This window comes from Streptomyces sp. NPDC020742 (genome assembly GCF_040641675.1).
In the GTDB taxonomy this organism is placed as follows: domain Bacteria; phylum Actinomycetota; class Actinomycetes; order Streptomycetales; family Streptomycetaceae; genus Streptomyces.
The window spans coordinates 95,023-121,597 of sequence record NZ_JBFAEA010000017.1; the positions used below are offsets into that span (position 1 = coordinate 95,023).

The 26,575-nt window shown below is 72.8% G+C and carries 25 protein-coding genes; 11 read left to right on the top strand and 14 right to left on the bottom strand.

From position 1 onward, the window contains the following. Positions 1 to 105 precede the first annotated feature (105 nt). The gene (locus AB0G84_RS25820; protein WP_361325276.1) at positions 106 to 423 is read left to right on the top strand and encodes an ATP/GTP-binding protein; all 318 of its coding nucleotides are present in this window, start codon (positions 106 to 108) and stop codon (positions 421 to 423) included. Between the two features lie 29 nt (positions 424 to 452). Here AB0G84_RS25820 and AB0G84_RS25825 read toward each other — a convergent pair whose 3' ends face one another. The 7 genes from AB0G84_RS25825 to mce all read right to left on the bottom strand — a co-directional run bounded on the left by AB0G84_RS25825 (position 453) and on the right by mce (position 11,382). Further along, positions 453 to 1,442, bottom strand: coding sequence for an ABC transporter permease subunit (locus AB0G84_RS25825; RefSeq protein WP_361325458.1), 990 nt, complete (start codon positions 1,440 to 1,442; stop codon positions 453 to 455). Positions 1,443 to 1,942: 500 nt separating this feature from the next. After that, positions 1,943 to 3,250 (bottom strand): ATP-binding cassette domain-containing protein, encoded by a 1,308-nt coding sequence (locus tag AB0G84_RS25830; RefSeq protein WP_361325279.1) that lies wholly within the window; start codon positions 3,248 to 3,250, stop codon positions 1,943 to 1,945. A gap of 222 nt (positions 3,251 to 3,472) precedes the next feature. Continuing rightward, complete coding sequence (locus AB0G84_RS25835) at positions 3,473 to 4,246, bottom strand: ABC transporter permease (protein WP_361325282.1); 774 nt, start codon at positions 4,244 to 4,246, stop codon at positions 3,473 to 3,475. Between the two features lie 3 nt (positions 4,247 to 4,249). After that, on the bottom strand, positions 4,250 to 5,263 hold the full coding sequence (locus AB0G84_RS25840; RefSeq protein WP_361325285.1) for an ATP-binding cassette domain-containing protein: 1,014 nt from the start codon (positions 5,261 to 5,263) through the stop codon (positions 4,250 to 4,252). Positions 5,264 to 5,405: 142 nt separating this feature from the next. Next, the gene (locus AB0G84_RS25845) at positions 5,406 to 6,344 is read right to left on the bottom strand and encodes a cellulose-binding protein (protein ID WP_361325288.1); all 939 of its coding nucleotides are present in this window, start codon (positions 6,342 to 6,344) and stop codon (positions 5,406 to 5,408) included. A gap of 113 nt (positions 6,345 to 6,457) precedes the next feature. After that, positions 6,458 to 10,732, bottom strand: a complete 4,275-nt coding sequence (gene scy / locus AB0G84_RS25850; RefSeq protein ID WP_361325291.1) for a polarized growth protein Scy — start codon at positions 10,730 to 10,732, stop codon at positions 6,458 to 6,460. 209 nt (positions 10,733 to 10,941) lie between these two features. Continuing rightward, positions 10,942 to 11,382, bottom strand: a complete 441-nt coding sequence (mce, locus tag AB0G84_RS25855) for a methylmalonyl-CoA epimerase (protein WP_361325294.1) — start codon at positions 11,380 to 11,382, stop codon at positions 10,942 to 10,944. Between the two features lie 137 nt (positions 11,383 to 11,519). Here mce and AB0G84_RS25860 point away from each other — a divergent pair, with 137 nt between their 5' ends. Together AB0G84_RS25860 and meaB are read left to right on the top strand one after the other, a co-directional pair. Continuing rightward, complete coding sequence (locus AB0G84_RS25860) at positions 11,520 to 12,731, top strand: acetyl-CoA C-acetyltransferase (protein ID WP_361325297.1); 1,212 nt, start codon at positions 11,520 to 11,522, stop codon at positions 12,729 to 12,731. A 52-nt stretch (positions 12,732 to 12,783) separates the two neighbouring features. Next, entirely contained in the window at positions 12,784 to 13,743 is a 960-nt protein-coding gene (gene meaB / locus AB0G84_RS25865; protein ID WP_361325300.1) for a methylmalonyl Co-A mutase-associated GTPase MeaB, read from the top strand. 36 nt (positions 13,744 to 13,779) lie between these two features. Here meaB and AB0G84_RS25870 read toward each other — a convergent pair whose 3' ends face one another. Continuing rightward, a complete protein-coding gene (locus AB0G84_RS25870) occupies positions 13,780 to 14,445 on the bottom strand; it encodes a PepSY domain-containing protein (protein ID WP_361325303.1) in 666 nt (221 codons plus the stop codon). Positions 14,446 to 14,574: 129 nt separating this feature from the next. Between AB0G84_RS25870 and AB0G84_RS25875 the strand changes: the two genes are divergently transcribed. Both AB0G84_RS25875 and AB0G84_RS25880 read left to right on the top strand, forming a co-directional pair. Next, positions 14,575 to 15,309: a response regulator transcription factor gene (locus tag AB0G84_RS25875; RefSeq protein WP_361325306.1), complete on the top strand. Its 735-nt coding sequence runs from the start codon at positions 14,575 to 14,577 to the stop codon at positions 15,307 to 15,309. Next, positions 15,302 to 16,738, top strand: coding sequence for a HAMP domain-containing sensor histidine kinase (locus AB0G84_RS25880; protein ID WP_361325309.1), 1,437 nt, complete (start codon positions 15,302 to 15,304; stop codon positions 16,736 to 16,738). Before AB0G84_RS25875 ends, AB0G84_RS25880 begins: the two co-directional genes overlap by 8 nt. A 51-nt stretch (positions 16,739 to 16,789) precedes the next feature. Here AB0G84_RS25880 and AB0G84_RS25885 read toward each other — a convergent pair whose 3' ends face one another. The 4 genes from AB0G84_RS25885 to AB0G84_RS25900 all read right to left on the bottom strand — a co-directional run bounded on the left by AB0G84_RS25885 (position 16,790) and on the right by AB0G84_RS25900 (position 19,445). After that, a complete protein-coding gene (locus AB0G84_RS25885; RefSeq protein WP_361325312.1) occupies positions 16,790 to 17,266 on the bottom strand; it encodes a MarR family transcriptional regulator in 477 nt (158 codons plus the stop codon). Positions 17,267 to 17,386: 120 nt separating this feature from the next. After that, positions 17,387 to 18,160, bottom strand: coding sequence for an AIM24 family protein (locus tag AB0G84_RS25890; RefSeq protein WP_361325315.1), 774 nt, complete (start codon positions 18,158 to 18,160; stop codon positions 17,387 to 17,389). Then, positions 18,157 to 18,807 carry an AIM24 family protein gene (locus tag AB0G84_RS25895; RefSeq protein WP_361325318.1) on the bottom strand — a complete coding sequence of 217 codons (651 nt, stop codon included), beginning with the start codon at positions 18,805 to 18,807 and terminating at the stop codon, positions 18,157 to 18,159. Before AB0G84_RS25895 ends, AB0G84_RS25890 begins: the two co-directional genes overlap by 4 nt. Continuing rightward, positions 18,807 to 19,445 (bottom strand): AIM24 family protein, encoded by a 639-nt coding sequence (locus AB0G84_RS25900; RefSeq protein WP_361325321.1) that lies wholly within the window; start codon positions 19,443 to 19,445, stop codon positions 18,807 to 18,809. The genes AB0G84_RS25895 and AB0G84_RS25900 overlap by 1 nt, the downstream gene beginning before the upstream one ends. Positions 19,446 to 19,750: 305 nt before the next feature. Here AB0G84_RS25900 and AB0G84_RS25905 point away from each other — a divergent pair, with 305 nt between their 5' ends. After that, positions 19,751 to 20,101, top strand: a complete 351-nt coding sequence (locus AB0G84_RS25905; protein WP_361325324.1) for a DUF3817 domain-containing protein — start codon at positions 19,751 to 19,753, stop codon at positions 20,099 to 20,101. Next, entirely contained in the window at positions 20,098 to 20,403 is a 306-nt protein-coding gene (locus AB0G84_RS25910) for an MTH1187 family thiamine-binding protein (RefSeq protein WP_361325328.1), read from the top strand. The genes AB0G84_RS25905 and AB0G84_RS25910 overlap by 4 nt, the downstream gene beginning before the upstream one ends. A gap of 88 nt (positions 20,404 to 20,491) precedes the next feature. Here AB0G84_RS25910 and AB0G84_RS25915 read toward each other — a convergent pair whose 3' ends face one another. After that, a complete protein-coding gene (locus AB0G84_RS25915; protein ID WP_361325330.1) occupies positions 20,492 to 21,472 on the bottom strand; it encodes a DUF5937 family protein in 981 nt (326 codons plus the stop codon). A 119-nt stretch (positions 21,473 to 21,591) separates the two neighbouring features. Here AB0G84_RS25915 and AB0G84_RS25920 point away from each other — a divergent pair, with 119 nt between their 5' ends. The 4 genes from AB0G84_RS25920 to AB0G84_RS25935 all read left to right on the top strand — a co-directional run bounded on the left by AB0G84_RS25920 (position 21,592) and on the right by AB0G84_RS25935 (position 25,752). Beyond that, on the top strand, positions 21,592 to 22,896 hold the full coding sequence (locus AB0G84_RS25920; RefSeq protein WP_361325333.1) for an MFS transporter: 1,305 nt from the start codon (positions 21,592 to 21,594) through the stop codon (positions 22,894 to 22,896). A gap of 65 nt (positions 22,897 to 22,961) precedes the next feature. After that, on the top strand, positions 22,962 to 23,471 hold the full coding sequence (locus AB0G84_RS25925; RefSeq protein WP_361325336.1) for a MarR family transcriptional regulator: 510 nt from the start codon (positions 22,962 to 22,964) through the stop codon (positions 23,469 to 23,471). Positions 23,472 to 23,557: 86 nt separating this feature from the next. Further along, positions 23,558 to 23,890, top strand: a complete 333-nt coding sequence (locus AB0G84_RS25930) for a DUF3817 domain-containing protein (protein WP_361325338.1) — start codon at positions 23,558 to 23,560, stop codon at positions 23,888 to 23,890. 161 nt (positions 23,891 to 24,051) lie between these two features. Then, entirely contained in the window at positions 24,052 to 25,752 is a 1,701-nt protein-coding gene (locus tag AB0G84_RS25935; protein ID WP_361325341.1) for a methylmalonyl-CoA mutase family protein, read from the top strand. Positions 25,753 to 25,905: 153 nt separating this feature from the next. Here the strand turns inward: AB0G84_RS25935 and AB0G84_RS25940 are convergent, their stop codons facing one another. Then, positions 25,906 to 26,523: a hypothetical protein gene (locus AB0G84_RS25940; RefSeq protein WP_361325344.1), complete on the bottom strand. Its 618-nt coding sequence runs from the start codon at positions 26,521 to 26,523 to the stop codon at positions 25,906 to 25,908. Positions 26,524 to 26,575 lie beyond the last annotated feature (52 nt).

The following is a 26,575-nucleotide window of genomic DNA, read 5'->3' on the forward strand; positions in this document are numbered from 1 at the left end:
GCGAAATTTCCCGATGATCGCAGGATCCGCGCGGTGGCGGACGCCGGGCGCGCGCCGCGTACGCTGGTGACAACCCGTGACCCCGTACGCATCCCGAGGTGTTCTGTGTCCCCGCGTCGAAACCGCCAGCACGGCGGTCCGAAGCCCGTCGAGCGCGTGGGCGGCGACCGCTACGGCCTGGAGCGGACCGAGGAGTGGCGCGGTGAGGACTGGGTGGTGCGGCACGTCGGGGGCGGCGGCGCCGCCAAGCACTACCGCTGCCCCGGCTGCGACCAGGAGATCCCGCCCGGCTTCCCGCACGTCGTCGCCTGGCCGCAGTACGGCGGTGTCGACGACCGCCGGCACTGGCACACAGCCTGCTGGAACGCACGGGACCGCCGGAGCGCGCGGCTCCAGCGGTCCCGGAACGGCCCCAAGTACTGAAAGCCCGGGGCCGGTGGTGCGGTGCGGTGTTACACGTCGCGCTGCCGCATGGCGGCGTAGGCGCCGCCGAGGGCGACGGCGGCGAGACCCATCACGATCCACAGCGGCTCCCAGCCTTCGGGTCCGCCGTCCACGAACGGGAACTTGCTGCCGTACATCACCGTGAGCTCGTTGGGGATCGAGTAGCCCAGCAGGAAGTTGCGCACGTCCTTCAGGCTCTCGGTGAGCATGAACATCGACAGCACGAACGGCAGCAGGACGAGGCCGATCATGATCGTGATCGCGCCGGCGGAGTGCCGGATCAGCGAGCCGACGGCGAGCGCCAGCAGCCCCAGGAACGCCACGTAGAGGCCGATGCCCACGGTCGACTTCAGCCACTGGCCGGCGGTGACCTCGGCGTCGCTGAGGTCACCGAGCACGGCGGTGTCCATGAAGGCGACCAGGGCGGTGACGACGGTGGTGACCACGAAGGTCAGCGCGAAGAAGACGATCGCCTTGGCCGCCAGCACCCGGCCGCGGGCGGGCGAGGCGGTCAGGGTCGTGCGGATCATGCCGGTGCCGTACTCGGAGGAGGTCACCAGCACGCCCAGCGGGAGGACGCACAGGACGCCCAGCAGCATCCCGAAGAACCCGAAGAAGAGCGGCGAGACCTGCCCGATGCTCTCGTTGTCCGACACCCCGGCAGCCACCAGCGCGCCCACGCCGAGGGCGAGGACGGCCATCACGCCCAGCGTCCAGACCGTCGAGCGCACCGAGCGGATCTTCGTCCACTCCGAGAGCAGCGCATGGCCGAGGTGGGTGGGGCGCACCGGGATCGGCGAGACGTAGCCGGCGCCCGCGCCGCCGGGGACCGGCTGGGCCGGCTGGTGCGGTTGGTGCGGCTGTGCCGGGGCCTGCTGCTGGGGCTGGGGCTGCTGCTGGGGCTGGGGTTGCTGCGGCTGTTGGGGCTGTTGGGGCTGTTGCGGCTGCGCCTGGGGCGTCTGTCCCGGGACCGGGGCCTGGACCGGTGCCTGGAGCATCATCGTGCCGGCGTCCTTGCCCGGTCCGTGCGCGGCGAGCGGCCGCGGCTCGGGCATCGACTGGGCCTGCAGCATCATCGTGCCGGGCGTACCGCCCGGGGCGGGCTGTGCGGGCGCGGGCTGAGCCGGGGCGGGCTGTGCGGGCGCGGGCTGTGCGGGCGGTGCGGACCGGGGGTCCTGCGCCGCCGGGGGCTGCGCCTGGAGCATCATCGTGCCCGCTTCCTTGGCGGGCGCGGGCGCGGGCGGCTCCGGCATCGGCTGGGCCTGGAGCATCATCGTGCCGGGCGTACCGCCCGGGGTGGGCTGAGCCGGTGCGGCCGGTGCGGCCGGTGCCGGCTGCTCCGGAGCGGACTGCTGCTCCGGGGGCGCCGGCTGCTGCGCCTGCTGCTCCGGCTGTGCGGGCGCCGTGGCGGGCGGCATCGGGGGCGCGGCCGGCGTCGGCTGCGGCGCTGCGTCGGCGCCGTGCGGTCCGGGTTCGGGCTGCGGCTGCTGAGGGCTGGTCATCGGGCGTCCTCGTTCTGCGGCGTGGGCATGTCGGCGGGCGGCATCGGCGCGGCGGGGGCGGGCTGCGCGGCCGGGGCGGCGGGCGGCATGGGAGCAGCGGGCTGCTGCCCGTAGGGGTGGGGTGCCCCGTACGGGTGACCCTGGGGCTGCGCGGGCGGCGGATAGCCGGCGCCCGGCGCGCCTGCGGGCGCCGGAGCGCCGTACGGGTTCTGCGGGGCGTACGGGTTCGGCTGCCCCGGCACCTCCCCGGCGGTCGGCATCTGGCCGGGCACACCGGGACCGCCGCCCGGGTGGCCCGGTCCGCCGGCGTACCCCTGCGGTGCCCCCGGGAGCGCCCCCTGCGGGGCGTACCCGGCGGGCGCCTGCTGCAGAGCGGACCGCCGATCGGTCGTCGAGCGGTAGTCGACGACGCCCTGCGTCAACCGCATGTACGCCTCTTCCAGGGACGCCTGGTGCGGCGAGAGCTCCCACAGCCGTACGTCGGCACCGTGGGCGAGGTCGCTGATCCGGGGGAGCGGCAGCCCGGCCACCCGCAGCGCACCGTCCGGCTCGGGCGTCACCTGCCCGCCCGCTTCACCGAGGGCGGCGGTCAGCTTCTCGCGCTGCTCCGGCTCGGTGTCGGGGGTGCGTACCCGGGCGAAGTCGGCGGAGTTGGCAGAGATGAACTCCTTGACCGACATGTCCGCCATCAGCTGCCCGCGGCCGATCACGATCAAGTGGTCGGCGGTGAGCGCCATTTCGCTCATCAGGTGGGAGGAGACGAAGACCGTACGGCCCTCGGCGGCGAGCGACTTCATCAGGTTCCTGACCCAGAGGATGCCCTCGGGGTCGAGACCGTTGACCGGCTCATCGAAGAGCAGCACCTGCGGGTCGCCGAGCAGCGCCGCCGCGATGCCCAGCCGCTGGCCCATGCCGAGCGAGAAGCCCTTGGAGCGCCGGCCCGCGACCTCCTGGAGGCCGACCACACCGAGCACCTCGTCGACCCGGCCGGCCGGGATCCCGGAGAGCTGCGCGAGCGAGAGCAGGTGACTGCGCGCACTGCGCCCGCCGTGCACTGCCTTGGCGTCGAGCAGCGCACCCACCTGACGGGGCGCGTTGGGGAGGTTGCGGAAGGGGCGGCCGGCGATCGTGGCGTGGCCCGAGGTCGGTGTGTCCAGCCCCAGGATCATCCGCATGGTCGTCGATTTGCCGGAGCCGTTGGGCCCAAGGAAGCCGGTCACCACGCCCGGCCGTACTTGGAACGACAGGTTGTACACGGCCGTCTTGGCGCCGTAGCGCTTCGTCAGGCCGACTGCCTCGATCATTCTCCGCCCCTCGCGAGATGGTTCGGGGCAGAGGCGCCCTCGTGCCCCCGTGAGGGTTAGGAGGCTATCGGGGGGTTGACGGTTCCCTCCAATTGTTCCCGGTACCGGGCCACGAGGTGACGAGGCGCCGGGACGCGGCACCAGAGCCGGCGGGGCCCGCCGTACGCGCCCCGCGCCGCATCGTGTGCCCTTTCGTGGGCGCGCGGAGCCCGGACGCCCGCCTCAGGCGTCGCGCCTCTTGAGGAGGACGTACCCGCCGATCAGCGCCGCCACGGTCCAGGCGATCATGATGCCCAGCCCGCCCCACGGGCCGTACGGCACCTCGTCGTTGACCCGGGGGACCACCTGCATGATCTTCGAGCCCGCCTGGTCCGGTAGGTAGCGCCCGATCTTCCGGGTGGCCGAGACATTGCCCAGGATGTTGGAGATCAGGAAGAAGAACGGCATCAGGATGCCCAGCGAGAGCATCGGGCTGCGCAGCATCGTGGCGACCGCCATCGAGAACAGCGCGATCAGGGTCATGTAGAGGCCGCCGCCGATCACCGCGCGCAGCACGCCAGGGTCGCTGAGGTGGACCCGGAGGTCGCCCAGCGCCGCCTGGCCGGCGAAGAACGCCAGGAAGCTGGTGGCCAGGCCGACCAGGAAGACCAGGGCGGTGGCCACCGCCACCTTGCAGAAGAGGAAGGTGCCGCGCTGCGGGACGGCCGCCAGCGAGGCGCGGATCATGCCGGTGCTGTACTCGTTCGAGACCACCAGCACCCCGAAGACGATCATCGCGAGCTGGCCCAGGCCCATCCCGGCGAAGCTGATGTTGGTGGCGTCGAACGACAGCCGGTCCCGGGCCGGCATCGAGCCGAAGTCATTGCTGGCCAGCGTGCAGATCAGCACGCCCAGAACGACCGTCACCACCAGTGCGGTGCCCAGCGTCCACACCGTCGACCGTACCGACCTGATCTTGGTCCACTCCGACCGGAGGACCTGCCCGACCGCCGCCATCCGTCAGCTCCTCTTCTTCTGCCAGTCCGTGCCCCAGCCGGCCGGCTGGGGTTGCCCCGCGGGGGGCGCGGCGTCCGGAGGGAGTGCGGCCTGCGCCGGCACCGGTTCGCCGTCGTGTGCGTGGTACTCCACCGAGCCCGCCGTCAGCCGCATGAACGCCTCCTCCAGCGAGGCGTGCTGCGGGCTCAGTTCGTGCAGGGTCAGCTGGTGGGCCGCGGCGAGTTCGCCCAGCCGGTCGGCGGGCACCCCGTCGACCTCCAGCGCGCCACCGCCGCCGGCCGCCACACCATGGATCCCCTCGGCACTCAGCACATCGAGCAGCCGCTCCTGCTCCGGGGAGCGCATCCGGACGTAGGACCGTGAGTTCTGGTGGATGAAGTCCTTCATCGACATATCGGCCATCAGCCGGCCCTGCCCGATCACCACCAGGTGGTCGGCGGTGAGCGCCATCTCGCTCATCAGGTGGGAGGAGACGAAGACCGTACGGCCCTGGGCGGCGAGGTTCTTCATCAGGTTGCGGATCCAGTGGATGCCCTCGGGGTCGAGGCCGTTGACCGGCTCGTCGAAGAGCAGCACCTGCGGGTCGCCGAGCAGCGCGGCCGCGATGCCCAGCCGCTGGCTCATGCCGAGCGAGAAGCCCTTGGCGCGCTTCTTGGCGACCGAGGACAGCCCGACCGTGTCGAGCACCTCGGCGACCCGGCCGCGCGGGATGCCGTTGCTCTGCGCCAGGCACAGCAGGTGGTTGGCGGCGCTGCGGCCGCCGTGCACCGCCTTCGCCTCCAGCAGCGCACCGATGTACGTCAGCGGATCCTGCAGCTGCCGGTAGTGCTTGCCGTCGATCCGGACGGTTCCCGAGGTCGGGTTGTCCAGGTCGAGCATCATCCGCATGGTCGTGGACTTGCCCGCACCGTTGGGGCCGAGGAAGCCGGTGACGATGCCGGGCCGCACCGTGAAGGTGAGGTGGTCCACGGCGACCGTGTCGCCGTAGTGCTTGGTCAGCCCGTCGAGCTCGATCATGTAGAGAACGCTAGGCGCGCCCCGGTGCCCCGGCTACCGGGGCGGGGCCGCCCGACTGACCCCAGGGACGACCACGCCCCCGTTGCCGTCGCAGCGGACGGGAACGGGGGCGCGGTCGTACGGGGTGGAGCCGGTGGGCGGGTCAGCGGCTCTGCTGGGCCGGGACACCGCGGGTGGCGGTCTCCTCGTCGCCGGGGGCGCCGGCCGCGGCCACCGCCGCGCCGGTCAGCGTCGCGAGCATCTCGCGGACGTTGGTCAGCTGCGCGTTGATCGAGTCGCGGCGGTTGGTCAGCGCCGCCAGCTCGCGCTCGGATTCGCTGCGGATACGATCCGCCTTGGCGTTGGCGTCCGCCACGATGTCCTCGGCCTGGCGCTGCGCGGTCTCCACCGTCTGGCGGGCCCGGCGCTCGGCGTCCGTACGCAGCTTCTCGGCCTCCAGGCGGAGCTGCTCGGCGCGGTGCTCGATCTCCGCGAGCCGCTTCTCGGCCTTGGCCTGACGCGAGGCCAGGTCGCGCTCGGACTGCTCCCGGCGCTTGGCAAGGTTGGTCTCGAAGTCGGCGGCGGCCTGTGCGGCCTTCGCCCGGGTCTCCTCGAAGAGGGAGTCCGCCTCCTCGCGCTTGGACTGCGCGTCCTTCTGCGCCTCGGCCCGCAGCGAGGACGCCTCGCCCTTGGCCTTTTCGACGATCCGGGCGCCCTCGTCCTCCGCCTTCGCCTTCCGCTCGGCGGCGAACGCCTCCGCGTCGTTGCGGACCTGCTGGGCGGCCGACTCGGCCAGCTCGCGGTGCTGCTCGGCGGCCCGGCGGGCCTCCTCGCGCAGGTCCTTGGCCTCCTCCTCGGCGAGACGGAGGATCTTCTCCACGCGCGCACCGAGGCCCGCGTAGGACGGTTCGGCGTCATTGACCTGCGCCTGGGCGTTTTGCGTCTCGAGGTGCAGCTCCTCGATCCGCTTTTCCAACGACGTGATGCGGGCCAGCGCGCTGTCGCGGTCGGCGACGAGCTTCGTGATGCGGTCATCCACCTGACCGCGGTCGTACCCACGCCGCACGAGCTCGAAGCCAAAGGGGGAGGAAGTGTCGCTCATGGGGTTCCTGTCGAAGAGACCGGTGAGGTGATAAGGAGAATCCTAGGGGTCACAACGGCGTGTCATCGAGTCATTGCGGGTTTGATCCGGAGAATGACCCCTCATTTGAGTGGCTACCCTTCAGACTGCTTGCCACTCGAACGAGTTGCCCCTGCGCCGGCCGCGGCCTTGACGCCGCCGCCCTTGCCCTCACTACCACCACCCCCGCCTCCGCCGGGCGTCTCGAACGACTCCAGGGCTTCCAGAACGTCCTGAACGCGGGAGATTTCGGTGTTGATGTCCTCCCGCCGGCGCACCAGGACCTCCAGCTCCCGCTTGCCCTCCTCCACGATCCGCTTGGCCTCGGCCTCGGCCTCGCTGCGCATCCGCTCCGCGTCGCGCACCGCCGCGGCCTTCTTGTTCTCGGCCTCCTTGATCAGGCCCTCGGCCTTCTTCACCGCCGCGATCCGGACCTTGCTCGCCTCGCTGTTGGCGTCCGACATCAGCTGGTCGGCCTTCTCCTCGGCCGCGACCTGCTGGGCGGTGGCCTGGGCGATGAGCTTGTCGACCCGTTCGCCCGCGTTCTTCATGGTCTCCGCCGATTCCCGGCGGGCCCGCTCGTGCAGCTCCTCGACCTCGGACTCGATCCGCTGACGCAGCTCCTCGGCGCGCTCCCGGATGCCGGTGGCGTCCCCGCGGGCCCCCTCCAGCAGCGCGTTGGCGTCCGTACGGGCCTTCTCCACCCGGGCATTGCCTTCGGTGGTCGCCTCGGAGAGGATCCGGTCGGCCTCCTTGCGAGCCGCGCCGACCATGGTGTCGGCCTGCTCCTCGGCGGCGGTGGCCGCCTTCAGCGCCTCCTCCTGGGCCTTGGCGACGAGCTGGTCGGCCTGCTCGGCGGCGTCCGCGCGGCGCTTCGCGGCGTCCTTGCGGGCCTCGTCGAGCAGCCGGTCGACCTCCTGCTGGGCCTCGGTGCGGGTCCGCTCGGCGGCCGCCTCGGCGTCCTCCTTGACCTTCGCGGACTCGCTGCGGGTACGGGTGGCGTGCTCCTGCGCGGAGGTGACCGTCTCGGCCGCCTCGGTGCGCAGCCGGTCCGCCTCCGCGGTGGCCGTCGCGAGCATGCGGTCGGCCTGTTCCCGGGCGTCGGCCCGGGTGCGGTCGGCGTCCCGCTCGGCGTCCGCGGTGGTCTCGGCCGCCTCGGTGCGCAGTCGCTCCGCCTCGGTCGCGGCCTCCGCCATCAGCTCGTCGGCCTGCGTCGCGGCGTCCGAACGCGTCTTGTTGGCCGCCTTGCGGGCCTCGTCGCCGGTCTGCTCGGCGTCCTTGCGGGCGTTCTCCAGCACCTCGGCGGCCTCGGTGCGCAGCCGCTCGGCGGCCTCGGTCGCCTCCGCCACCAGCGCCCGCGCCTGCTGCTCGCCGTCGGTCCGGAGCCGCTCGGCGGCCTCCTGCGCCTCGGCGACCGTACGGTCCGCGTCGTCCTGCGCCGAAGAGGTCAGCTCGGTGGCTTCGGTGACGATCCGTTCGGCCTCGGCACGGGCCTCGCTGATCAGCCGGTCGGCCTGCTCCGCGGCGTCCGTGCGCATGCGGTTGGCGTCCTCCCGCGCCTCCGCCCGGGCCCGCGACGCGTCCTGCTCGCCGGCCGTCAGCGCGTCGGAGGCTTCGGTACGCAGTTGCTGCGCCTTCGCCGAGGCGTCCGTGACCAGCTTCTCGGCCCGGGCGGTCGCCTCCGCGACCAGCCGCTCGGCCTCCTCGGCGGCCTCGGAACGCGCGGTTCCGGCGTCCCGGTGCGCCTCGTCCAGCAGCCCGGCGGCCTCGGCACGCAGCCGGTCGGCCTCCTCGATGGCCTCCGAAACCGCCCGCTCTGCCAGCGACTTCGCGGCCTCGGACGCCTCCTGCGCCTCGTGCCGGGCGCGCGCCGCGTCCTCCGAGGCGCGCTCCCGCTCCTCGTAGGCGTCCTTGCGGACCCGGTCGGCCTCCTCCTGCGCCTCGGACTTCGTCCGCTCCGCCGCGTGTTCGGCCGCCGACCGCAGCCCGGCGATCTCCTCGCCGGCCTGCTCGTGCAGCCCCGCGACCGAATCCCGCACCTGCTGTGCGGTCTGCTCGGCCGCCGCCACCAGCTCGGCCGAGCGCCCCTCGGCCTCCTCGACCAGCCGCCCGGCCTCCTCCTGGGCCTCGCTGACCCGGGTACGGGCCGACGACAGCAGCTCGTCGCTCTGCTCGCGGGCGGTGGTGCGTTCCTGGTGGGCCTCCTCGCGGGCCTCGCCCAGCAGCTGCTCGGCCTCCCGGCGCCGCCGCGCGGCCTCCTCCTGGGCCTCGGCCAGCGCCTGCGCCGCCTCGGTGCCCGTACGCTCCGCGGCGGTCGCCGCCTCCGCGCGCACCCGGTCGGCGGACTCCTGTGCCTCCTCCTTCAGGCGCTCCGCCTCGGCCGACGCCTCGGTGCGCAGCCGCACCGCCACCGCCTCGGCCTCGGAGCGCGCGGCCGAGACGTCCGCGGCGGCCTCGGTGCGCAGCCGTTCGGCCTCCTCCTCGGCCTCCTGCTGCAGCGCCCGGCGCCGCTCCGCGGCCTCCGCCTTGAGCCGGGCCGCCTCCTCCTGGGTCTCCCGGCGCAGCCGCTCGGCCTCCGCGCGGGCCTCGCGCAGCGCCTCCTCGGCGGCGGTGACCTTCTCCTCGGCCTCGGTACGCAGCCGGTCCAGCTCCGCCTGCGCCTCAGCCCGTCGCTCCTGGGCGGCCTCCTCGGCCTCCGCGCGCAGCTGTGCCGCGGCCTTCTCAGCCTCGGCGCCCACCAGCTCGGCGGCCTCGGCGCCCTCGGTCAGCAGCTGTTCGGACTCCTTGCGGGCCCGCTCCAGCGCGTCCTCGGCCTGCCGGCGCAGCGCGGTGGCGCGCTCGATGGCCTCGGTCCGCACCCGCTCGCTCTCCGAGACGGCCCCCGAACGGGTCTCCTCGGCGTCGGACTTGGCCTTGGCCAGCAGCTCCTCGGCGGTACCGGCCGCCTCCTCGATCTGCTGGACCGCCTCCCGCCGGGCCTCGCTGCGGATCCGCTCGCCCTCGGCGACCGCGTCCGCCCGCAGCTGCTCGGCCTCGCCGCGCAGCCGCCGCGCCTCCTCCTGGAGTTCGACGGTCTTGGCGCGGTACTCCTTGGTGTCGTCCTTCGCGGCGCCCTTGAGCTGCGCCGCGGTGTCGTGTGCCTCCTCGCGCAGCCGGTCCGCCTCGGACTCGGCCTCCCGGCGCAGCCGCTCGGCCTCCTCAGCGGCGGCCTTGGTGGTGGCCTTGGCGTCCTCCGACGCCTTGGTCAGCACCTCCTCGGCGGTCCGTGCGGCCTTCGCCAGCTGGGCCGCGGAGTCCTCCGCCGCCTTCGACCGCGCGGACTCCTGCGCCTCGGCCAGCAGCCGCTCGGTCTCGGTACGGGCGTCGGCGCGCAGCTGCTCGGCCTCGGCCTTGAGCGCCTCGGCCTCCTTGGTGGCCTCGGCGACCAGCCGGGCCACCTCGCCCTTGGCCGTACGGGTGCGCTGTTCGTTCTCCGACTCGGCCGCGGACAGCCGCTTGGCGGCGCTCTGCTGGGCCTCCTCGACGAGCTTCTCGGCCTCGGCGCGGGCCTCGCGCAGCGCCGCGTCCGCCTCCTGGATCCGGGCCTCGGCGGTACGGGACAGCTCGGCGGCCTGCCGGCGTGCCTCCTCCGACTCGGTGCCGGCCGCGGTGCGCAGCTGCTCGGCCTGTTCGGTGGCCTCCTGGGCCTGGCTGGAGGCGACGTTCAGCAGTCGCTCGGCGTCCGCGCGCGCCCGGCGCAGGACGGACTCCGCCTCGGCGCGGGCCTGTTCGGCCTCCGAGCCGAGCCGCTCGCGGGCGCGTTCGGTCAGCCGCTGCGCCTCGGCCCGCGCGGACGCCAGCGCCTGCTCGGCCTCCGCCCGGGACTCCTCCATCAGGCGCCGGGCCTGCGCCTCGGTACGGGCCCGCAGCTGTTCGGCCCAGGCGACGTTCTCGTTGACGTGCGACTCGACGGTCTGCCGGCGCTCGTTGAGCTCCTCGTCCAGCCGCTGGCGGCGGCTGACCGCCTCGGCGTGCAGCTCGGCCTCCAGACGGGCCTGCTGCTCGGCCTGCTCCTGCAGCAGCCGCTGGGTCTGCGCCCGTGCCTCGCGCAGCTCCCGCTCGGCATCCGAACGCAGCTGGTCGGCCTGGATCTGCGCATTGCGCAGCAACTGCTCGGCCTGGTGGCTGAGGTTGTCGTAGGCAGGACGCGTCGCGAGGCTGCGGCGCGCCTCATGCAGCTTGGCGCGCAGCACCTCGACCTGGTAGCCGAGGTCGTCGGCGTGCTGGACGGCCTTGTCCCGCTCGGTCTTCAGCCGCTCCATCTCGGCTTCGAACTGAGAGAGGTGGTCGGCCTCAGCCCACTTACGCTCCTGGCGTTCGTTGCCCCGCACTGCGCGGTCCCATCCGTCCCCTGGTCATGGTGGCGGCCGACTCCGGTCCTTGCAGCGGTCGTCCCGTACACGTCTCGTCGTACCGGACTCACACCCGTTGGAGCTGACCCTTCCGAAGAAATGGTGTCAGATCATCGGCAGAGTATGGTCCGAGCCCCACTCCCGTACCCCGGCCGAAGCTGCACTCTACCGGCCGGGGAAGGTGAAGGTCAGTGCTCCGTCCCGGTGGGGGGCGCGGCGGTGACGAGTTCGGTCAGTACACCGTGGCAGTCCTTGGGGTGCAGGAAGGTGATCCGGGAGTCCATCGAACCCCGCCGGGGCTCGTCGTACAGGACCCGTACGCCCTTGCCGCGGATGGCCTCGGAGTCGGCGTCGACGTCCGCGGTGCCGAAGGCGATGTGGTGCACGCCCTCGCCGTTCTTGGCCAGCCACTTGCCCACCGCGGAGTCCTCGCGGGTCGGCTCCAGCAGCTGGAGGTACGAGGCGCCGCCGTCGGACGTCTCATTGATCTTGAGCATGGCTTCCCGGACGCCCTGCTCCTCGTTGACCTCGGAGTGGAACACCTCGAAGCCGTACGTGGCACGGTAGAACTCGACAGTCTTGTCGAGGTCGAAACAGGCGATCCCGATGTGGTCGATTCGCGTCAGCATGGCTCCAGTGCACCGCCCGCACGGCCGGTTACGCAACGTGCGCGCGATCACACCTGCTTGCCGGTGACCCGGCGCGTACCGCTCAGTACATTGACGGGAACCCTCGTTAACTTCCCTGCAAAGGAAGGCCGCATCGCATGACTGGAACCAACGGCACGAACGGCACCACCTCGGTCATCGTGGCCGGAGCACGCACCCCGATGGGGCGGCTCCTGGGATCGCTGCGGACCTTCTCCGGCGCGGATCTGGGCGGCTTCGCCATCAAGGCGGCACTGGACCGGGCGGGCATCGGCGGCGACCAGGTCCAGTACGTGATCATGGGCCAGGTGCTGCAGGCCGGGGCGGGGCAGATCCCGGCGCGCCAGGCCGCGGTCAAGGCCGGCATCCCGATGAACGTCCCCGCGCTGACCGTCAACAAGGTCTGCCTCTCCGGCCTGGACGCCATCGCGCTGGCCGACCAGCTGATCCGCGCCGGTGAGTTCGACGTCGTGGTCGCCGGCGGCCAGGAATCCATGTCCAACGCCCCGCACCTGCTGCCCAAGTCGCGGGAGGGCTACAAGTACGGCGCCGTCGAGATGCTCGACGCGATGGCGCACGACGGCCTGACCGACTCCTTCGAGGGCATCGCCATGGGCGAGTCGACCGAGAAGCACAACACCCGTCTGGGCATCGCCCGTCCGGAGCAGGACGAGATCGCCGCACGCTCCCACCAGCGGGCCGCCGACGCCCAGAAGAACGGGCTCTTCGAGGCCGAGATCACCCCCGTGGAGATCCCTCAGCGCAAGGGCGACCCGGTCCTGTTCAGCAAGGACGAGGGCATCCGCGCCGAGACCACGGCGGAGTCGCTGGGCAAGCTGCGCCCGGCCTTCGCCAAGGACGGCACGATCACCGCCGGCACCTCCTCGCAGATCTCCGACGGCGCCGCCGCGGTGGTCGTGATGAGCAAGGCCAAGGCCGAGGAGCTGGGCCTGGAGTGGATCGCGGAGATCGGCGCGCACGGCAATGTCGCGGGCCCGGACAACTCGCTGCAGTCCCAGCCGTCCAACGCCATCAACCACGCGCTGGGCAAGGAGGGCCTGACCGTCGAGGATCTTGACCTGATCGAGATCAACGAGGCGTTCGCGGCGGTTGCCGTGCAGTCGATGAAGGACCTCGGGGTGTCGCCGGAAAAGGTGAATGTCAACGGCGGCGCCATCGCGCTGGGTCACCCGATCGGGATGTCCGGCGCCCGGATCGTGCTGCACCTGGCGCTGGAGCTGCGCCGGCGGGGCGGTGGCACGGGTGCCGCCGCACTGTGTGGTGGCGGTGGTCAGGGCGACGCGCTGATCCTCCGCGTACCGGGTAAGTAAGCGCGTACGGGCGGGCCGGAAGCGGACGAGCGAGCCGAAGGAGCGGGCAGCGATGGTGGACGTCCCCCAGCTGGTGGAGCAGGCACGGCAGGGCCGGCCGAGGGCGGTGGCGCGGCTGATCTCCCTGGTGGAGGGGGCGGCGCCGGAACTCCGCGAGGTGATGGCGGCGCTGGCGCCGCTCACCGGCAACGCCTATGTGGTCGGCCTGACCGGCTCGCCCGGCGTGGGGAAGTCCACCACCACCTCCGCGCTGGTCACCGCCTACCGCAAGGCCGGCAAACGGGTCGGTGTGCTCGCTGTCGACCCGTCCTCGCCGTTCTCCGGCGGAGCGCTGCTCGGCGACCGGGTCCGGATGAGCGAGCACGCCTCCGACCCCGGCGTCTACATCCGCTCCATGGCCACCCGCGGCCATCTGGGTGGTCTGGCCTGGGCCGCGCCGCAGGCGATCCGTGTCCTGGACGCGGCCGGCTGCGACGTGGTCCTGGTGGAGACGGTCGGCGTCGGCCAGTCCGAGGTGGAGATCGCCTCGCAGGCCGACACCAGCGTGGTGCTGCTCGCGCCCGGCATGGGCGACGGGATCCAGGCGGCGAAGGCCGGAATCCTGGAGATCGGTGACGTCTACGTGGTCAACAAGGCCGACCGGGACGGCGCCGACGCCACCGCCCGGGAGCTCAACCACATGCTGGGGCTGGGCGAGTCCCGGGCGGCGGGGGACTGGCGGCCGCCGATCGTCAAGACGGTCGCGGCGCGCGGCGAGGGCGTCGAGGAGGTCGTCGAGGCCCTGGAGAAGCACCGGGCCTGGATGGAGGAGCGCGGGGTGCTGGCCGAGCGGCGCCGGGCCCGCGCAGCCCACGAGGTCGAGACGATCGCGGTCACCGCGCTGCGCGAGCGGATCGGCGACCTCCGCGGGGACCGCCGGCTGGAGGCGCTGGCCGAGCGGATCGTCGCCGGCGAGACCGACCCCTACCGGGCGGCCGACGAGCTGGTGGACGGGGTGACGAACGGGGGCTGAGGGTCCTGTGCCCCTCAGCCCCGGCCTCCGTCGGCCTCAGTCGTCCGCGCCGTCGTTGTCGTCGTCCGCGTCGTCCGCCGGGGCGGTGCTCGCCCGGCCGGTCCCCGGGTCGACCAGCAGCGTGTGCTCCCGGCCGTCCTTGGTGACGGTCTCGACCTCCCAGACGGCCCGGGTGCGGTGGTCCGCGTCCAGCTCGACGGAGGTCACCGTGCCGTGCCCGGCCGCGGCCGTGCGGGCGGCGCCCGCGGCATCGGTGCGGGCGCCCTTGAGCGCGGCCTGCTCGCGGGCGTGGTCGTCGTCGTCCCCGCGGTCGAGGTGCTGGTTCAGTACCCGTCCGGTGCCCGCGTCGAGGGTGAGCTCGTGCCACCGGCCGTCCGTGCCCAGGACGTCCGCTTCCCAGACCAGTCCGGGCCGGTCCCGGTCCAGGTCGAGACCGGTGACGGTGCCGGGAACGGCCTTCTGGGCGGCGGCCGCGGCCTCGGGGGCGGTGACCCGGGCGGCCCCGGCCTCGCGGCGGTCCTCGGCGTCGGCCGCGTGGACGACGGTGGCGCGGTCACCTCCGGCGCGGTCGTCGGTCCGCTGTGCCGGGGCGCCGGTCGGTGCGCCCTGGGTGCCGTCCCCGCTGACCGCGAAGGCGGTGACCGTCCCCCCGGCGAGCAGGGCGGCCGCTGCGGCGGTGGCGATGACGAGGTGGCGCTTCATGGTGTCTCCCCTGTGGTCGGCTGTGCCAGCGCTGGTTGAACGCTGTGCCGTCACACTGGCCGAACGAAGCTGAAGGGGAGCTGAAGCGAGCTGAAGGGCGCTTCAGGTCAGGCCTGGCAAGGTGGGGGTATGCGCCCGCCCGCCCCGCACCAGTTCCCGTCCCCGCACCATCACCCCGCCGCGGAGCCCGCCCGCCGTCCCTTCCGCCTGCTGATCGTCGAGGACGAGCAGCGGCTGGCCCGCTCCCTGGCCAAGGGCCTTGCGGCCGAGGGGTATGCGGTCGACGTGGTGCACGACGGCCTGGAGGGGCTGCACCGCGCCGGCGCGGGCGAGTACGACCTCGTCGTGCTGGACATCATGCTGCCCGGCATGAACGGCTACCGCGTCTGCGGGGCGTTGCGCGCGGCCGGGAACGACGTACCGGTGCTGATGCTGACCGCCAAGGACGGCGAGTACGACGAGGCCGAGGGGCTGGACACCGGCGCCGACGACTACCTGACCAAGCCGTTCTCGTACGTGGTGCTGGTGGCGCGGGTGAAGGCGCTGCTGCGGCGGCGGGCGCGCAGTCACCCGCCGGTGCTGCGGGTGGGCGCGCTGGCCCTCGACCAGGGCGCCCGGCGGGTCGAGCGGGACGGCGCCGAAGTGGCGCTGACCGCCAAGGAGTTCGCGGTGCTGGAGCAGCTGGCGGTGCGGCCGGGCGAGGTGGTCTCCAAGGCGGAGATCCTGGAGCACGTGTGGGACTTCGCGTACGAGGGAGACGTCAACATCATCGAGGTCTATGTGAGTGCGCTGCGGCGCAAGCTCGGCGCCGGTCACATCGTGACGGTGCGGGGCGCGGGGTACCGGCTGGTGGCCGATGACTAGGGTGCGCTCCGGGCTGCCGGGTTCGGTACGGGCCCGGGCGGCGGCCGGGGCGACCGCGGTGGTGGCGCTGGCGCTGGTCGCGGCCGGCACCGCGGTGCTGCTGGTGCTGCGCGGCAACCTCCAGGGGCAGGCCGGGCTACAGGCCGAGGTCGCCGCGCGGGAGGTGGCCGCGCAGATCGCCACCGGCACGGCGTACGACCGGCTGGACCTGCCGGACGGCGAGGACCACCCGGTGGTGGTGACCGATGAGGACGGCCGGGTGCTGGCGGCGGGGGAGGACGTCCGCGCCGTCGACCGGAAGGCGGTGGGCGCCGGCCGTGACCACGGCGCACCGCTCCCGCCCGGCGACGACGACGGTGACGGCGGCGACGAGGACGACGCGACCGGGCCGCGGCCCGGTGAGGTCGACGGCGAGGTGCGGCACCGGGACGGCACCGCCGATGTCGACGGCACGGTTGCCGACTACCGGTTCGCGCTGGTCGAGGCCAAGGACGGCCGGGGGGAGAAGGCCGTGGTCCGGGCGGGTTCGGCGCTGGCGCCGGAGCGCGCGGCCGTGGGGTCGGTGCGCGACGCGATGCTGATCGGGCTGCCGCCGCTGCTCGTGGTGGTGGCCGGGGTGACCTGGCTGGTGACCCGCCGGGCGCTGCGGCCGGTGGAGGGGATCCGCTCGGAGATGGCGGCGATCACGGCCAGCACGGACCTGTCGCGCCGGGTGCCGGAGCCGGCGGCGCGCGACGAGATCGCCCGGCTGGCGCGCACCACGAACGAGACGCTGGCCGCACTGGAGTCGAGCGTGGAGCGGCAGCGGCGGTTCGTGGCGGACGCCTCGCACGAACTGCGCAGCCCGATCGCGAGCCTGCGCACCCAGCTGGAGGTGGGGGAGCAGCACCCGGAGCTGCTGGACGTGCCGGGCGCGGTGGCGGACACCGTCCGGCTGCAGCGGCTGGCCGCGGACCTGCTGCTGCTGGCCCGGCTGGACGCGGGGGAGGCGCCGGCGGCGGCGCCGGTCGACCTGGCGGCGCTGGTGCGCGAGGAGTGCGCCCAGCGGGTCGGTGACCGGGTCCCGGTGCGCCTGGGCGAGCTGGCGGGCCTGGAAGTGGCCGGTTCGCGCGGCCAGTTGGGGCGGGTGCTGGGCAATCTGCTGGACAATGCGCAGCGGCATGCGGCCGGGGGCGTGGAGGTGGCCGTGGTGCGGGCGGGCGCCTGGGCGGTGCTGCGGGTCGAGGACGACGGGCCCGGGGTGCCGGAGGGGGAGCGGGAGCGGATCTTCGAGCGGTTCGTACGGCTCGACGAGGCGCGGGCGCGGGACGACGGCGGGGCCGGGCTGGGGCTGGCCATCGCGCGGGACGTCGCGGTGCGGCACGGCGGCACGCTGAGCGTGCGCGAGGGGGCGGTCTTCGAGCTGCGGCTGCCGCTGCTGGCCGGCTGAGTCGGTGCCGGCGGGGTCCGCGGCCCCGTCCGGGGGCCGCGGGCCCAGGGGTCACAGGCCGCCGCGGCGCGAGCGGAGGTGTGCGGCGACGGGGGTGAGCGAGGTGCGCAGCGTTTCGAGGTCCCCGGGCGTGAAGAGGTCGATGAAGTGCTTGCGGACCGAGGCGACGTGGTGCGGGGCCACCCGGCGCATGGTGTCCCAGCCCTCCTCGGTCAGCACGGCGTACAGGCCACGACGGTCCGACTCGCAGCTCTCGCGGCGCACCAGTCCGGCGTTCTCCATCCGGGTGATCTGGTGCGAGAGGCGGCTCTTGGACTGCAGCGTGCTGGTGGCCAGGTCGCTCATCCGGAGCCGGTGGTCCTCGGCCTCGGAGAGGTTGACCAGGATCTCGTAGTCGTTGTTGGTCAGGCCGAACGGCTGCAGATCGCGCTCCAGTTGGTGCATCAGCAGTCTGCTGACGTCCAGATGGGTGCGCCAGGCACGCTGCTCCTGGTCGGTCAGCCAGGGGGTGTCGCTGTCGGTCGTCATGGAGGAACTCTACCCGTAAAAGTTGAATACTGAATTAATTGGGAGGGGTGCCGGCACGGTGGCCCCCGGCCCGGGCCGGCGTTGGTCAGACGTTCGAGGTCACCGTCCGCAGACTACCGCTCACAGCCCGAAGCGGCGCTGGAGGCTCCCCAGGTTGCCGGGCAGCTGGGGCAGTTGTGAGCCACTTTGCGGAACGTGTCCCCCCGCGCCCGGAACGCCTGCCTCGGTCGGCACCACGCCGGTCTCCAGCTCCGGCATCAACTGCTCCGTCGACTGCAGCAGGACCGTGCCGGCCCCGACGAACTCGAACTGGTGCTCCTCGCCCGAGGCCCCGCCGATGCCGGTGTGCGCCCGCAGCCCGCCGAGGAATCCCCGCAGGTACTGGTGGTCGTAGTGGTGGCAGGGGGAGGGGCAGTCCGCCCAGCCGACCAGCGCCTGCGGGTCCACCCGGATCGGCGGCTCCATGAAGACCACCGGCCCGTTGGACGCGGCCACGAACTTCCCGGTCCCGATGAGGGTGAGGAAGCCGGGGATGATCGACTGCTTCAGCGACAGAGATGGCTGAAAGGCGAGCAAGTTGCCTGAGCGAATCGTGAGGTTGCCCTCGTCGAGGTCGTAGGAGTTCACATCGAACGCGCGGTCCGCCAGCAGCATCTTTCCGTGGCCCTCGGCAACGACCCAGTCCGCGGCGTGCAGTGGCGAATGGAAACTCCCGGCGATCAGCCGGTCCAGCCGGCCGTGCCCGATGCCGTGGAAGTCGATCTGCCCGTAGTAGGCGATCATCTTCCCCTTCTGCAGGAACCACTGGCCGTTCAGGTCGACGCTGAAGGCATAGGGGTTGACGTTGTCGTCGGCGGGGAGCGAGTGGGGGTCGTGGACGACGGGACCGGTCACAGTTTCTCCTCCGACGCCTGGACGTAGACGGTGCCCTGGCCCGACAGCTCCAGCTGGAAGGCCTCGCCCGAGCCGCGGCCGACCATGTCGCGCCAGCCGAGCGCCGTGGACAGTTTGTTGCGGACCTCGCCCCGGTGGGCGACGTAGGCCTGCGGGTCGACATGGACCGGGCGCTGGGGGGTGATCGGCAGCTCGATGACGCCGCCGTGCGCCATCACCGCGACCGAACCGACGCCCTTGAGGGTCGTGGTGAACAGGCCCTGGCCGGTGACCTGGCCGCGGACCATGCCCATCACCCCGCCCTGCGAGCCCAGGAACATCGTGCCCTGCTGGAGCGAGCCGTCGAAGGCCAGCAGCCGGTCGGCCTCGACGTAGAGCGTCTCGCCGGTCAGGTCGACGACCTGGACGTGGTGGCCGCCGTGGCCGAACATGACCGACCCGGTGCCCTCCACCGTCATCAGGGGCGTGGCCTCACCGGCGATCCGGCGGCCGATCATCGAGCCGATACCGCCCTGGCCGCCCTGGACGTTCGGGGTGAAGCTGACCTCCCCGCGGTAGGCGAGCATCGCCCCGCGCTGGCTGAACAGCCGCTGCCCCGGCCCGATCCGGGCCTCCACCATGCGGGAGTTGAGTGTGGTGAACGGCATCAGACCTCACCGCCCACGGTGTTGCGCTCGCTGGGCTGGACGTAGACCAGGCCCTCGCCCTCGAAGCGGATCTGGAAGGCCTCGCCCGAGCCCTCCCCCAGGAACGTGCGGAAGTTCACCCCGGACTGGAAGTGCTGGTGGAGGTCGCCGGTGTGCGCGACGTACGCGCCCGGGTCGACCTGGAGCGGGTACTGCTTGGTGACCCGCAGCACCACCGCCGGCCCGTCCGAGGTGATCGCCGCCTGGCCGCTGCCCTCGACGGTCGTGGTGAACAGGCCGTTGCCCTGGGAGGCGCCGCGCAGGCCGGTGAAGGTGGTGCCGGTGCGCAGCGACGCCTCGGTGCACAGCAGGTTGCTGGCCTCCACGTAGAGCTTCTCGCCGTGCAGCTGCACCAGGTTGATCTCGCTGGCGCGGTCGGCGAAGAAGCAGGTGCCGTGGCCCTTCACCTCCATCACGGCCATCTGCTCGCCCGTCAGCCGCCGGGTGACCATGCCGCGCAGGCCCTCGCCGCCGCCGGTCATCTTCTTGAAGGACATCTGGCCGTCGTACGCGACCATCGCCCCGTTCTTCGCCTTGACGGCGTCGCCCGTCATATCGACGGCGAGCACCTTGCTCCCCTGGAGCCGAAACTGAGCCACGGGGCAGACGGTAGTCGGCCCGGGCCGCGCGGGGCAGGTCCTTTGTCCCTGACTTCGCCCCGATATCTCCCCGGTCCCGGCCGGGGTGACCACGCTCACCTCCCCCCGGCGGGGTGCGGCCCTCCGTGGCTGTAACAATGGGACGCGCTTGTGAACTCTTGCACAAGCATGCGCCCGCCCGTCGCCCGACCTCCACCCCCAGAAGACGGCGTTGCACGCCGAACCGCCCGCCCGTCGCCCGACCTCCACCCCAGAAGACGGCGTTGCACGCCGATCGCCCATCTGTCACCCGAACGAGGTTCCCCGTGGACATCAAGACCGCCGCCGCCCTGCACCGCCTGCGCCTGGCATCCATCCCGGAGGCGCTCTCCTTCCCGGCACTGCTGATCTTCGGCACCGGCTTCCGGATCGCCCTCGACTACGACGCCCTGGTGATGCCGCTCGGCATGATCCACGGTCTGCTGTTCATCACCTACGTGGTGCTGCTGCTGGACGTGTGGAACCGCACCAAGTGGCCCTTCAAGCGCGTCGCGTTCTTCTTCGTGCTGGCGATCGTGCCGTTCGGCGGCCTCTACGGGGACCGGGTCCTCAAGCGCGAGGAGGAGGCCGGCGTGATCGCCGCCCGGGCCCGCAAGGAAGGAGTGGTGAACGCATGATCGTCGCCTTCTCGGTGAGCCCGCTGGGCGTCGGCGAGGACGTCGGCGAGTACGTCGCCGACGCGGTCCGGGTCGTGCGCGAGTCCGGCCTGCCCAACCGCACGGACGCGATGTTCACCTCCATCGAGGGCGAGTGGGACGAGGTGATGGACGTCGTCAAGCGCGCGGTCGCGGCCGTCGAGGCGCGCTCGGGACGGGTCTCACTGGTCCTCAAGGCCGACATCCGACCCGGCGTCACGGACGGCCTGACCTCGAAGGTGGCGACCGTCGAGCGCCACCTCGCCGAGGGCGGCGCCGCATAGCGGCCCTGGATGCACCACGGACAGCGCGGCCCCCCGGACAGAATCCGTCCGGGGGCCGCGTCCGTACCTGAAGGCTCCTGCCCGGGGCTCAGTCGCCCGCCGCCAGGGCGATGCCCAGCGGGGTGCGCTCGTACAGCACGTGATGCCCCTGCCGGCGCGCGCTCAGCAGACCGGCGTCACGCAGCACGGACAGGTGCGCCGAGACCGACGACGGCGCTAGCCCCAGGCGGTGGGCCAGGGCCGTCGTCGTCGACGGCGCGTCCAGGGCGGCCAGCACCGTCGCACGGTTCGCGCCCAGCAGCCGGGTCAGCGCCGGCCCGGCCTCCGGACGGCTCCACAGCCCGCCGATGCCGCGGGCCGGGTAGATGACGGTCGGCTGCCACGGCGGGTCGAAGGCGCTCACTACGTCCGGCCACACGAAGACGCTCGGCAGCAGCAGCACCCCGCGGCCGTCCAACTGCTGCACCTGGACGAAGTCGATCCGGGGACGGACCGTCAGGGTGCCCTCCGCCCAGGACACCAGCGGATGCAGATCGGCGAAGAGCCGCTGCAGCCCGCCGCCCGCCAGCTGCCGGGACCGGTAGGCGATCTCGGCCTCCAGCAGGGCCCGCAACCGTGGCCAGTCCGGGGCGAGCAGCGCCCGCCAGGCCCGCTCGGTGACCTCGGCCAGCTCGCGGATCGCGCCCGCCGGATCGTCCAGCGCCGCCCGGCCCCGCTCCGATTCCAGCGCACCCGGCGTGCACGCCAGCGACTTGGCCATCTCGGCGCGGGCCAGCTCCGGGTCGGTGGCCCGCAGGCGCGCCAACTCCTCGTCGAAGCCGGCCAGCGGGGAGTCCGGCGGGCGGCCCAGGAAGTCCGGGGTGTACCCGGGCGACGGCATGAACAGCCACAGCGGCGTCAGGTCCAGCCCCGCCAGCGTCGCGCGCACCCGCCGCAGCCAGGGCGTGTGGTAGCCGTGCCGGTCGGCGCGCCGCAGGGTCCGCACCGCCTCGTGGGTCTCGCACAGCGGGGAGACCGCGAAGCGGATCCGCAGCAGGTCCTCGGAGCCGAAGTGCATGTGTAGCGGCATGGCCGGCGTCCCCTTCCCCCGTCGCCCTTCCCCGCCCCCGGGGCCGCTGGCCGGTCCGCTGGATTCGGCCCCGTCCGAAAGACTACGGGCGGGCGGCCGGGCCCCGGCAGGCTGCCGCCATGTCCGCGTCCACCGGGCCCGTACCGCCGGGCCGCACTCCCGCCTGCCCCGACGCGGCGGCCCCCGCTCCCGGGGTATCCCGCCGGCCCGGCTACCGGGCGGTCTTCGCCGTCCCCGAGTTCCGCTGGGTCTTCGCCGCGCACCTGCTGTCCTCCCTCGGCGTGGTCGTCTGCGAGCTCGCGCTGTCCGTCCTGGTCCTGCACCGCACCGGCTCCACCCTGCTGAGCGCGCTGACCCTCGCGCTGGGCCTGCTGCCGTACGTCCTGGGCGGCACCCTGCTGTCGGCCGTCGCCGACCGCTACCCGGCCCGTCCGGTACTGGTCTGCTGCGATGTGCTGTGCGCGCTGGCCGCCGCGGGCATGGTCGTGCCGGGCACGCCGGTTGCGGTGCTGCTGGTGCTGCGCTGTGTCACCGCGGCCATCGCCCCGGTCTTCGCCGGTACCCGGGCCGCGACGCTGACGGAGATCCTGGGCGAGGGCGAAGTGTTCGTGCTGGGGCGCTCGGCGATCCGCCTGGTCAACCAGGGCGCACAGCTGGCGGGGTTCGGGGCCGGCGGCCTGCTGCTGGCCGCGGTGCCGCCGGAGGCGGTGCTCGCGCTCACCGGCGGGACGTTCCTCGCCTCGGCGCTGCTGCTGCGGCTGGGCACGCGGGCCCGGCCGGCACGGGTCACGGCCGCCCGGGGTGCGGGCGGCGCGCCGCTGCTGGGCGCCTCGCTGGGCGGCGTACGGCTCCTGCTGGCCGACCGCCGGGTGCGGGCGCTGCTGCTGCTGACCTGGTTGCCGCCCGCCTTCGTGGTGATCCCGGAGGCACTGCTGATCCCCTACGCCGACCGGCTCGGCGCCGGCCCTGCGGGCGGCGGGCTGCTGCTGTGCAGCGCGCCGGTGGGCGCGGTGGTCGCCGAGAGCCTGGTCGGCGCCTTCCTGGGGCCCGCGGCCCGCACCCGGCTGACCTTCCCCATGGGCGTCTTTGCCGTGCTTCCCTCGCTCGGCTTCGCGGCCGAGCCGTCCCTCGGCTGGGCGGTGCTGCTGCTGGTGCTGACCGGCACCGGGATCTCGTACAACTTCGGTGTCGACCGCTGGTACGTGGCCGCCGTCCCCGATGAGCTGCTGGGCCGGGCGATGACGCTGGCCCAGGCCGGCCGGATGACGGCGATGGGCCTGGCGATGGGCGCGGCCGGGGCCGCGGCGGAGCTGGCGCCGCTGCGGGTGGTGATGCCCGCGGCGGGCGTGGCCGGGGTGGTCTGCGTGCTGGCGGCGGTCGGGGCGGTACGACGCACCGCGGGCGCTCCGGCGGTCACGACGTGACCGCCCGGCGACCGAAAACTGAGACACGGCTGACCACCATATGGCCGCCCGATAGGGTCGGAGGCGTGTCGAAGCCGCTCAGCCTTGCTTTCGATCCCATCGCCCGCGCCGACGAACTGTGGCGGCAGCGGTGGGGTGCCGTGCCGTCGATGGCCGCGATCACCTCGATCATGCGCGCCCACCAGATCCTGCTGTCCGAGGTGGACGCGGTGGTCAAGCCGTACGGGCTGACCTTCGCGCGCTACGAGGCGCTGGTGCTGCTCACCTTCTCCAAGGCCGGTGAGCTGCCGATGTCGAAGATCGGCGAGCGGCTGATGGTGCACCCCACCTCGGTCACCAACACCGTCGACCGGCTGGTGAAGTCCGGGCTGGTCGCCAAGCGGCCCAACCCCAACGACGGCCGGGGCACCCTCGCCTCGATCACCGACAAGGGGCGCGAGGTGTGCGACGCCGCGACCCGGGACCTGATGGCGATGGACTTCGGGCTGGGGGCGTACGACGCCGAGGAGTGCGGCGAGATCTTCGCGATGCTGCGGCCGCTGCGGCTGGCCGCGGAGGACTTCACCGACGAGTAGGGGGCGGTCCGGCACCGGCCCGGGGCGGCGCGCCGTCCGGAGGGGGCGGTGAAGATCGCCCCGGAACGGGTGGTTACGCTCGGGGCATGAAGCGAAGCGTCCTGACCCGTTACCGGGCGATGGCCTACATCACCGCCGTGATGCTGCTGGTGCTCTGCACGTGCATGATCTTCAAGTACGGCTTCGGGATGGGCAAGGACCTCACCCTGGTCGTCTCCCAGATCCACGGCGTGCTCTACATCATCTACCTGGTCTTCGCCTTCGACCTGGGTTCCAAGGCCAAGTGGCCGTTCGGCAAGCTGCTGTGGGTGCTGGTCTCGGGCACCATCCCGACCGCGGCGTTCTTCGTCGAGCGCAAGGTCGTCCGGGAGGTCGAGCCGCTGCTCGCCGGTGACGCTCCGGAGCCGGTCCGGGCCTGACGCAGCCGCCCCACCGCCTTGTGCGCGCCCGTCCCCACCTGGGGGCGGGCGCGTTGTGCTGTCGCCGGGGCGCCCCCGCGGAGGCTCCCCGCCCCTCACCCACCGTGACACCCGGCGGTCTCCCGTCGACAACTACTAGGACGTCCTAGTAAATTCGAGGTATGGACGCTGACGCGATCGATGAAGGCCGCCGTCGCTGGCAGGCTCGGTACGACGCTGCCCGGAAGCGGGACGCGGACTTCAGCACGCTCTCGGGCGATCCGGTCGAGCCGGCGTACGGGCCGCGCCCCGGCGACACCTATGAGGGGTTCGAGCGGATCGGCTGGCCGGGGGAGTACCCGTTCACCCGGGGCCTGTACCCGACCGGCTACCGGGGGCGGACCTGGACGATCCGCCAGTTCGCCGGGTTCGGCAACGCCGAGCAGACCAACGAGCGCTACAAGATGATCCTGAAGGCGGGCGGCGGCGGTCTCTCCGTCGCCTTCGACATGCCGACGCTGATGGGCCGCGACTCCGACGACCCGCGCTCGCTGGGCGAGGTCGGGCACTGCGGTGTCGCCATCGACTCCGCGGCCGACATGGAGGTCCTCTTCAAGGACATCCCGCTGGGCGACGTCACGACCTCCATGACGATCTCCGGCCCGGCCGTCCCGGTCTTCTGCATGTACCTGGTCGCCGCCGAGCGCCAGGGCGTCGACCCGTCCGTCCTCAACGGCACGCTCCAGACGGACATCTTCAAGGAGTACATCGCCCAGAAGGAGTGGCTCTTCCAGCCCGAGCCCCATCTGCGCCTGATCGGCGACCTGATGGAGCACTGTGCACACGGCATCCCCGCGTACAAGCCGCTGTCGGTGTCCGGCTACCACATCCGGGAGGCGGGGGCCACCGCCGCGCAGGAGCTGGCCTACACCCTGGCCGACGGCTTCGGCTATGTGGAGCTCGGCCTCAGCCGCGGCCTGGACGTCAACACCTTCGCCCCCGGCCTGTCGTTCTTCTTCGACGCCCATGTCGACTTCTTCGAGGAGATCGCCAAGTTCCGGGCGGCGCGCCGGATCTGGGCCCGCTGGATGCGCGACGTCTACGGCGCGACCAGTGAGAAGGCGCAGTGGCTGCGCTTCCACACCCAGACCGCCGGTGTCTCGCTGACCGCCCAGCAGCCGTACAACAACGTCGTACGCACCGCGGTGGAGGCCCTCGCGGCGGTGCTGGGCGGCACCAACTCCCTGCACACCAACGCCCTGGACGAGACCCTCGCGCTGCCCAGCGAGCAGGCCGCGGAGATCGCGCTGCGCACCCAGCAGGTGCTGATGGAGGAGACCGGCGTCGCCAACGTCGCCGACCCGCTGGGCGGTTCCTGGTTCGTCGAGCAGCTGACGGACCGGATCGAGGCGGACGCCGAGAAGATCTTCGACCAGATCAAGGAGCGCGGCGCCCGGGCCGTGCCGAACGGGCAGCACCCGATCGGCCCGATCACCTCGGGCATCCTCCGCGGTATCGAGGACGGCTGGTTCACCGGCGAGATCGCCGAGTCCGCCTTCCAGTACCAGCAGGCACTGGAGAAGGGCGACAAGCGGGTCGTCGGCGTCAACTGCCACGAGGGCTCGGTCACCGGCGACCTGGAGATCCTCCGGGTCAGCCACGAGGTCGAGCGCGAACAGGTCCGCGTCCTGGCCGACCGCAAGGCCGCCCGCGACGACGCCAAGGTGGCCGCCTCCCTCAAGCAGATGCTGGCCGCGGCCCGCGACGGCAGCAACATGATCGAGCCGATGCTGGAGGCGGTCCGCGCCGAGGCGACGCTGGGCGAGATCTGCGGGGCACTGCGGGACGAGTGGGGCGTGTACACGGAACCGGCCGGGTTCTGAGCGGCGTTCCCTCGTCGCCGGTGCGGAGAAGGCCGGTGAACGGGGGGATCCCCGGTGCCGGCTCCCGGCGCCGGGGTGCGCGGGTGGGACGCTGGGGCGGCCCCGTCCACGGGCCGGTGGGCCGGGCGGCGCCCGGCCTGGACCGAACCCTGATCAGACCAGGCCGGGCAGGACCATCGCCAGGATGTTGCTGCCCTCTATCGCGCAGAACAGGACTACCGCCAGGGCCGTGACCACGATCGTGCGGGTCCTGGTTCCCTTGGTGGCACGCCAACTCTCCCGGAACAGTTGGATGCTGACGCCGTCCGTGCCGAATCCGGTGAGGCGGCAGAAGAGCAGCACCGGGATGCACAGGAGGCACAGGAAGGCCTTCAGGAAGCTCCCGCTGATTCCGTCCTCGTTGGCGAGGAGGTATCCCGACGTCATGGCCCCGACCATGCCGCCGTCGACGTGCTGGGCCGGGAGTTTGGTACCCGCGTCGTAGTCCGTGGAGAAGGCGTAGAGGGACACCCCGTCGTCCACGGTCGACCCGTCGTCCGGACGGAAGGTGCCCTCGCAGTCGAACTCGTTGGTGTGCGGGTTCTTGCGGGTGCCGGCCTCCTCGGTGCACTCCTTGACCGTGAACGTTCCATGGATGCCGGTGAGGCCCGCCGCGGTCAGCCCTTCCGTGGCGAACCAGGCGCTCCCCAGGAGGGCGACCACCAGGACGCTCCAGCCGATCCACCGCCTCCGGGATGAGCTCTTTCCGGGGCTGCGCTGGGCGGTGGGCATGGAGGAGTGGTCCTGTTCGTGGTGGTGGAGGGGCCTTCGGCTCTTCGTCGGC

What these genes read in the sequence shown, in the direction of transcription:
- AB0G84_RS25825 (WP_361325458.1), bottom strand. Translation starts at nt 1,442, where the DNA reads ATGCTCCAGGCACCGGTCCAGGCCCCGGTCCCGGGACAGACGCCCCAG.
- AB0G84_RS25830 (WP_361325279.1), bottom strand. Translation starts at nt 3,250, where the DNA reads ATGATCGAGGCAGTCGGCCTGACGAAGCGCTACGGCGCCAAGACGGCC.
- AB0G84_RS25835 (WP_361325282.1), bottom strand. Translation starts at nt 4,246, where the DNA reads ATGGCGGCGGTCGGGCAGGTCCTCCGGTCGGAGTGGACCAAGATCAGG.
- AB0G84_RS25840 (WP_361325285.1), bottom strand. Translation starts at nt 5,263, where the DNA reads ATGATCGAGCTCGACGGGCTGACCAAGCACTACGGCGACACGGTCGCC.
- AB0G84_RS25845 (WP_361325288.1), bottom strand. Translation starts at nt 6,344, where the DNA reads ATGAGCGACACTTCCTCCCCCTTTGGCTTCGAGCTCGTGCGGCGTGGG.
- mce (WP_361325294.1), bottom strand. Translation starts at nt 11,382, where the DNA reads ATGCTGACGCGAATCGACCACATCGGGATCGCCTGTTTCGACCTCGAC.
- AB0G84_RS25860 (WP_361325297.1), top strand. Translation starts at nt 11,520, where the DNA reads ATGACTGGAACCAACGGCACGAACGGCACCACCTCGGTCATCGTGGCC.
- meaB (WP_361325300.1), top strand. Translation starts at nt 12,784, where the DNA reads ATGGTGGACGTCCCCCAGCTGGTGGAGCAGGCACGGCAGGGCCGGCCG.
- AB0G84_RS25870 (WP_361325303.1), bottom strand. Translation starts at nt 14,445, where the DNA reads ATGAAGCGCCACCTCGTCATCGCCACCGCCGCAGCGGCCGCCCTGCTC.
- AB0G84_RS25875 (WP_361325306.1), top strand. Translation starts at nt 14,575, where the DNA reads ATGCGCCCGCCCGCCCCGCACCAGTTCCCGTCCCCGCACCATCACCCC.
- AB0G84_RS25880 (WP_361325309.1), top strand. Translation starts at nt 15,302, where the DNA reads ATGACTAGGGTGCGCTCCGGGCTGCCGGGTTCGGTACGGGCCCGGGCG.
- AB0G84_RS25885 (WP_361325312.1), bottom strand. Translation starts at nt 17,266, where the DNA reads ATGACGACCGACAGCGACACCCCCTGGCTGACCGACCAGGAGCAGCGT.
- AB0G84_RS25895 (WP_361325318.1), bottom strand. Translation starts at nt 18,807, where the DNA reads ATGCCGTTCACCACACTCAACTCCCGCATGGTGGAGGCCCGGATCGGG.
- AB0G84_RS25910 (WP_361325328.1), top strand. Translation starts at nt 20,098, where the DNA reads ATGATCGTCGCCTTCTCGGTGAGCCCGCTGGGCGTCGGCGAGGACGTC.
- AB0G84_RS25915 (WP_361325330.1), bottom strand. Translation starts at nt 21,472, where the DNA reads ATGCCGCTACACATGCACTTCGGCTCCGAGGACCTGCTGCGGATCCGC.
- AB0G84_RS25920 (WP_361325333.1), top strand. Translation starts at nt 21,592, where the DNA reads ATGTCCGCGTCCACCGGGCCCGTACCGCCGGGCCGCACTCCCGCCTGC.
- AB0G84_RS25930 (WP_361325338.1), top strand. Translation starts at nt 23,558, where the DNA reads ATGAAGCGAAGCGTCCTGACCCGTTACCGGGCGATGGCCTACATCACC.
- AB0G84_RS25935 (WP_361325341.1), top strand. Translation starts at nt 24,052, where the DNA reads ATGGACGCTGACGCGATCGATGAAGGCCGCCGTCGCTGGCAGGCTCGG.
- AB0G84_RS25940 (WP_361325344.1), bottom strand. Translation starts at nt 26,523, where the DNA reads ATGCCCACCGCCCAGCGCAGCCCCGGAAAGAGCTCATCCCGGAGGCGG.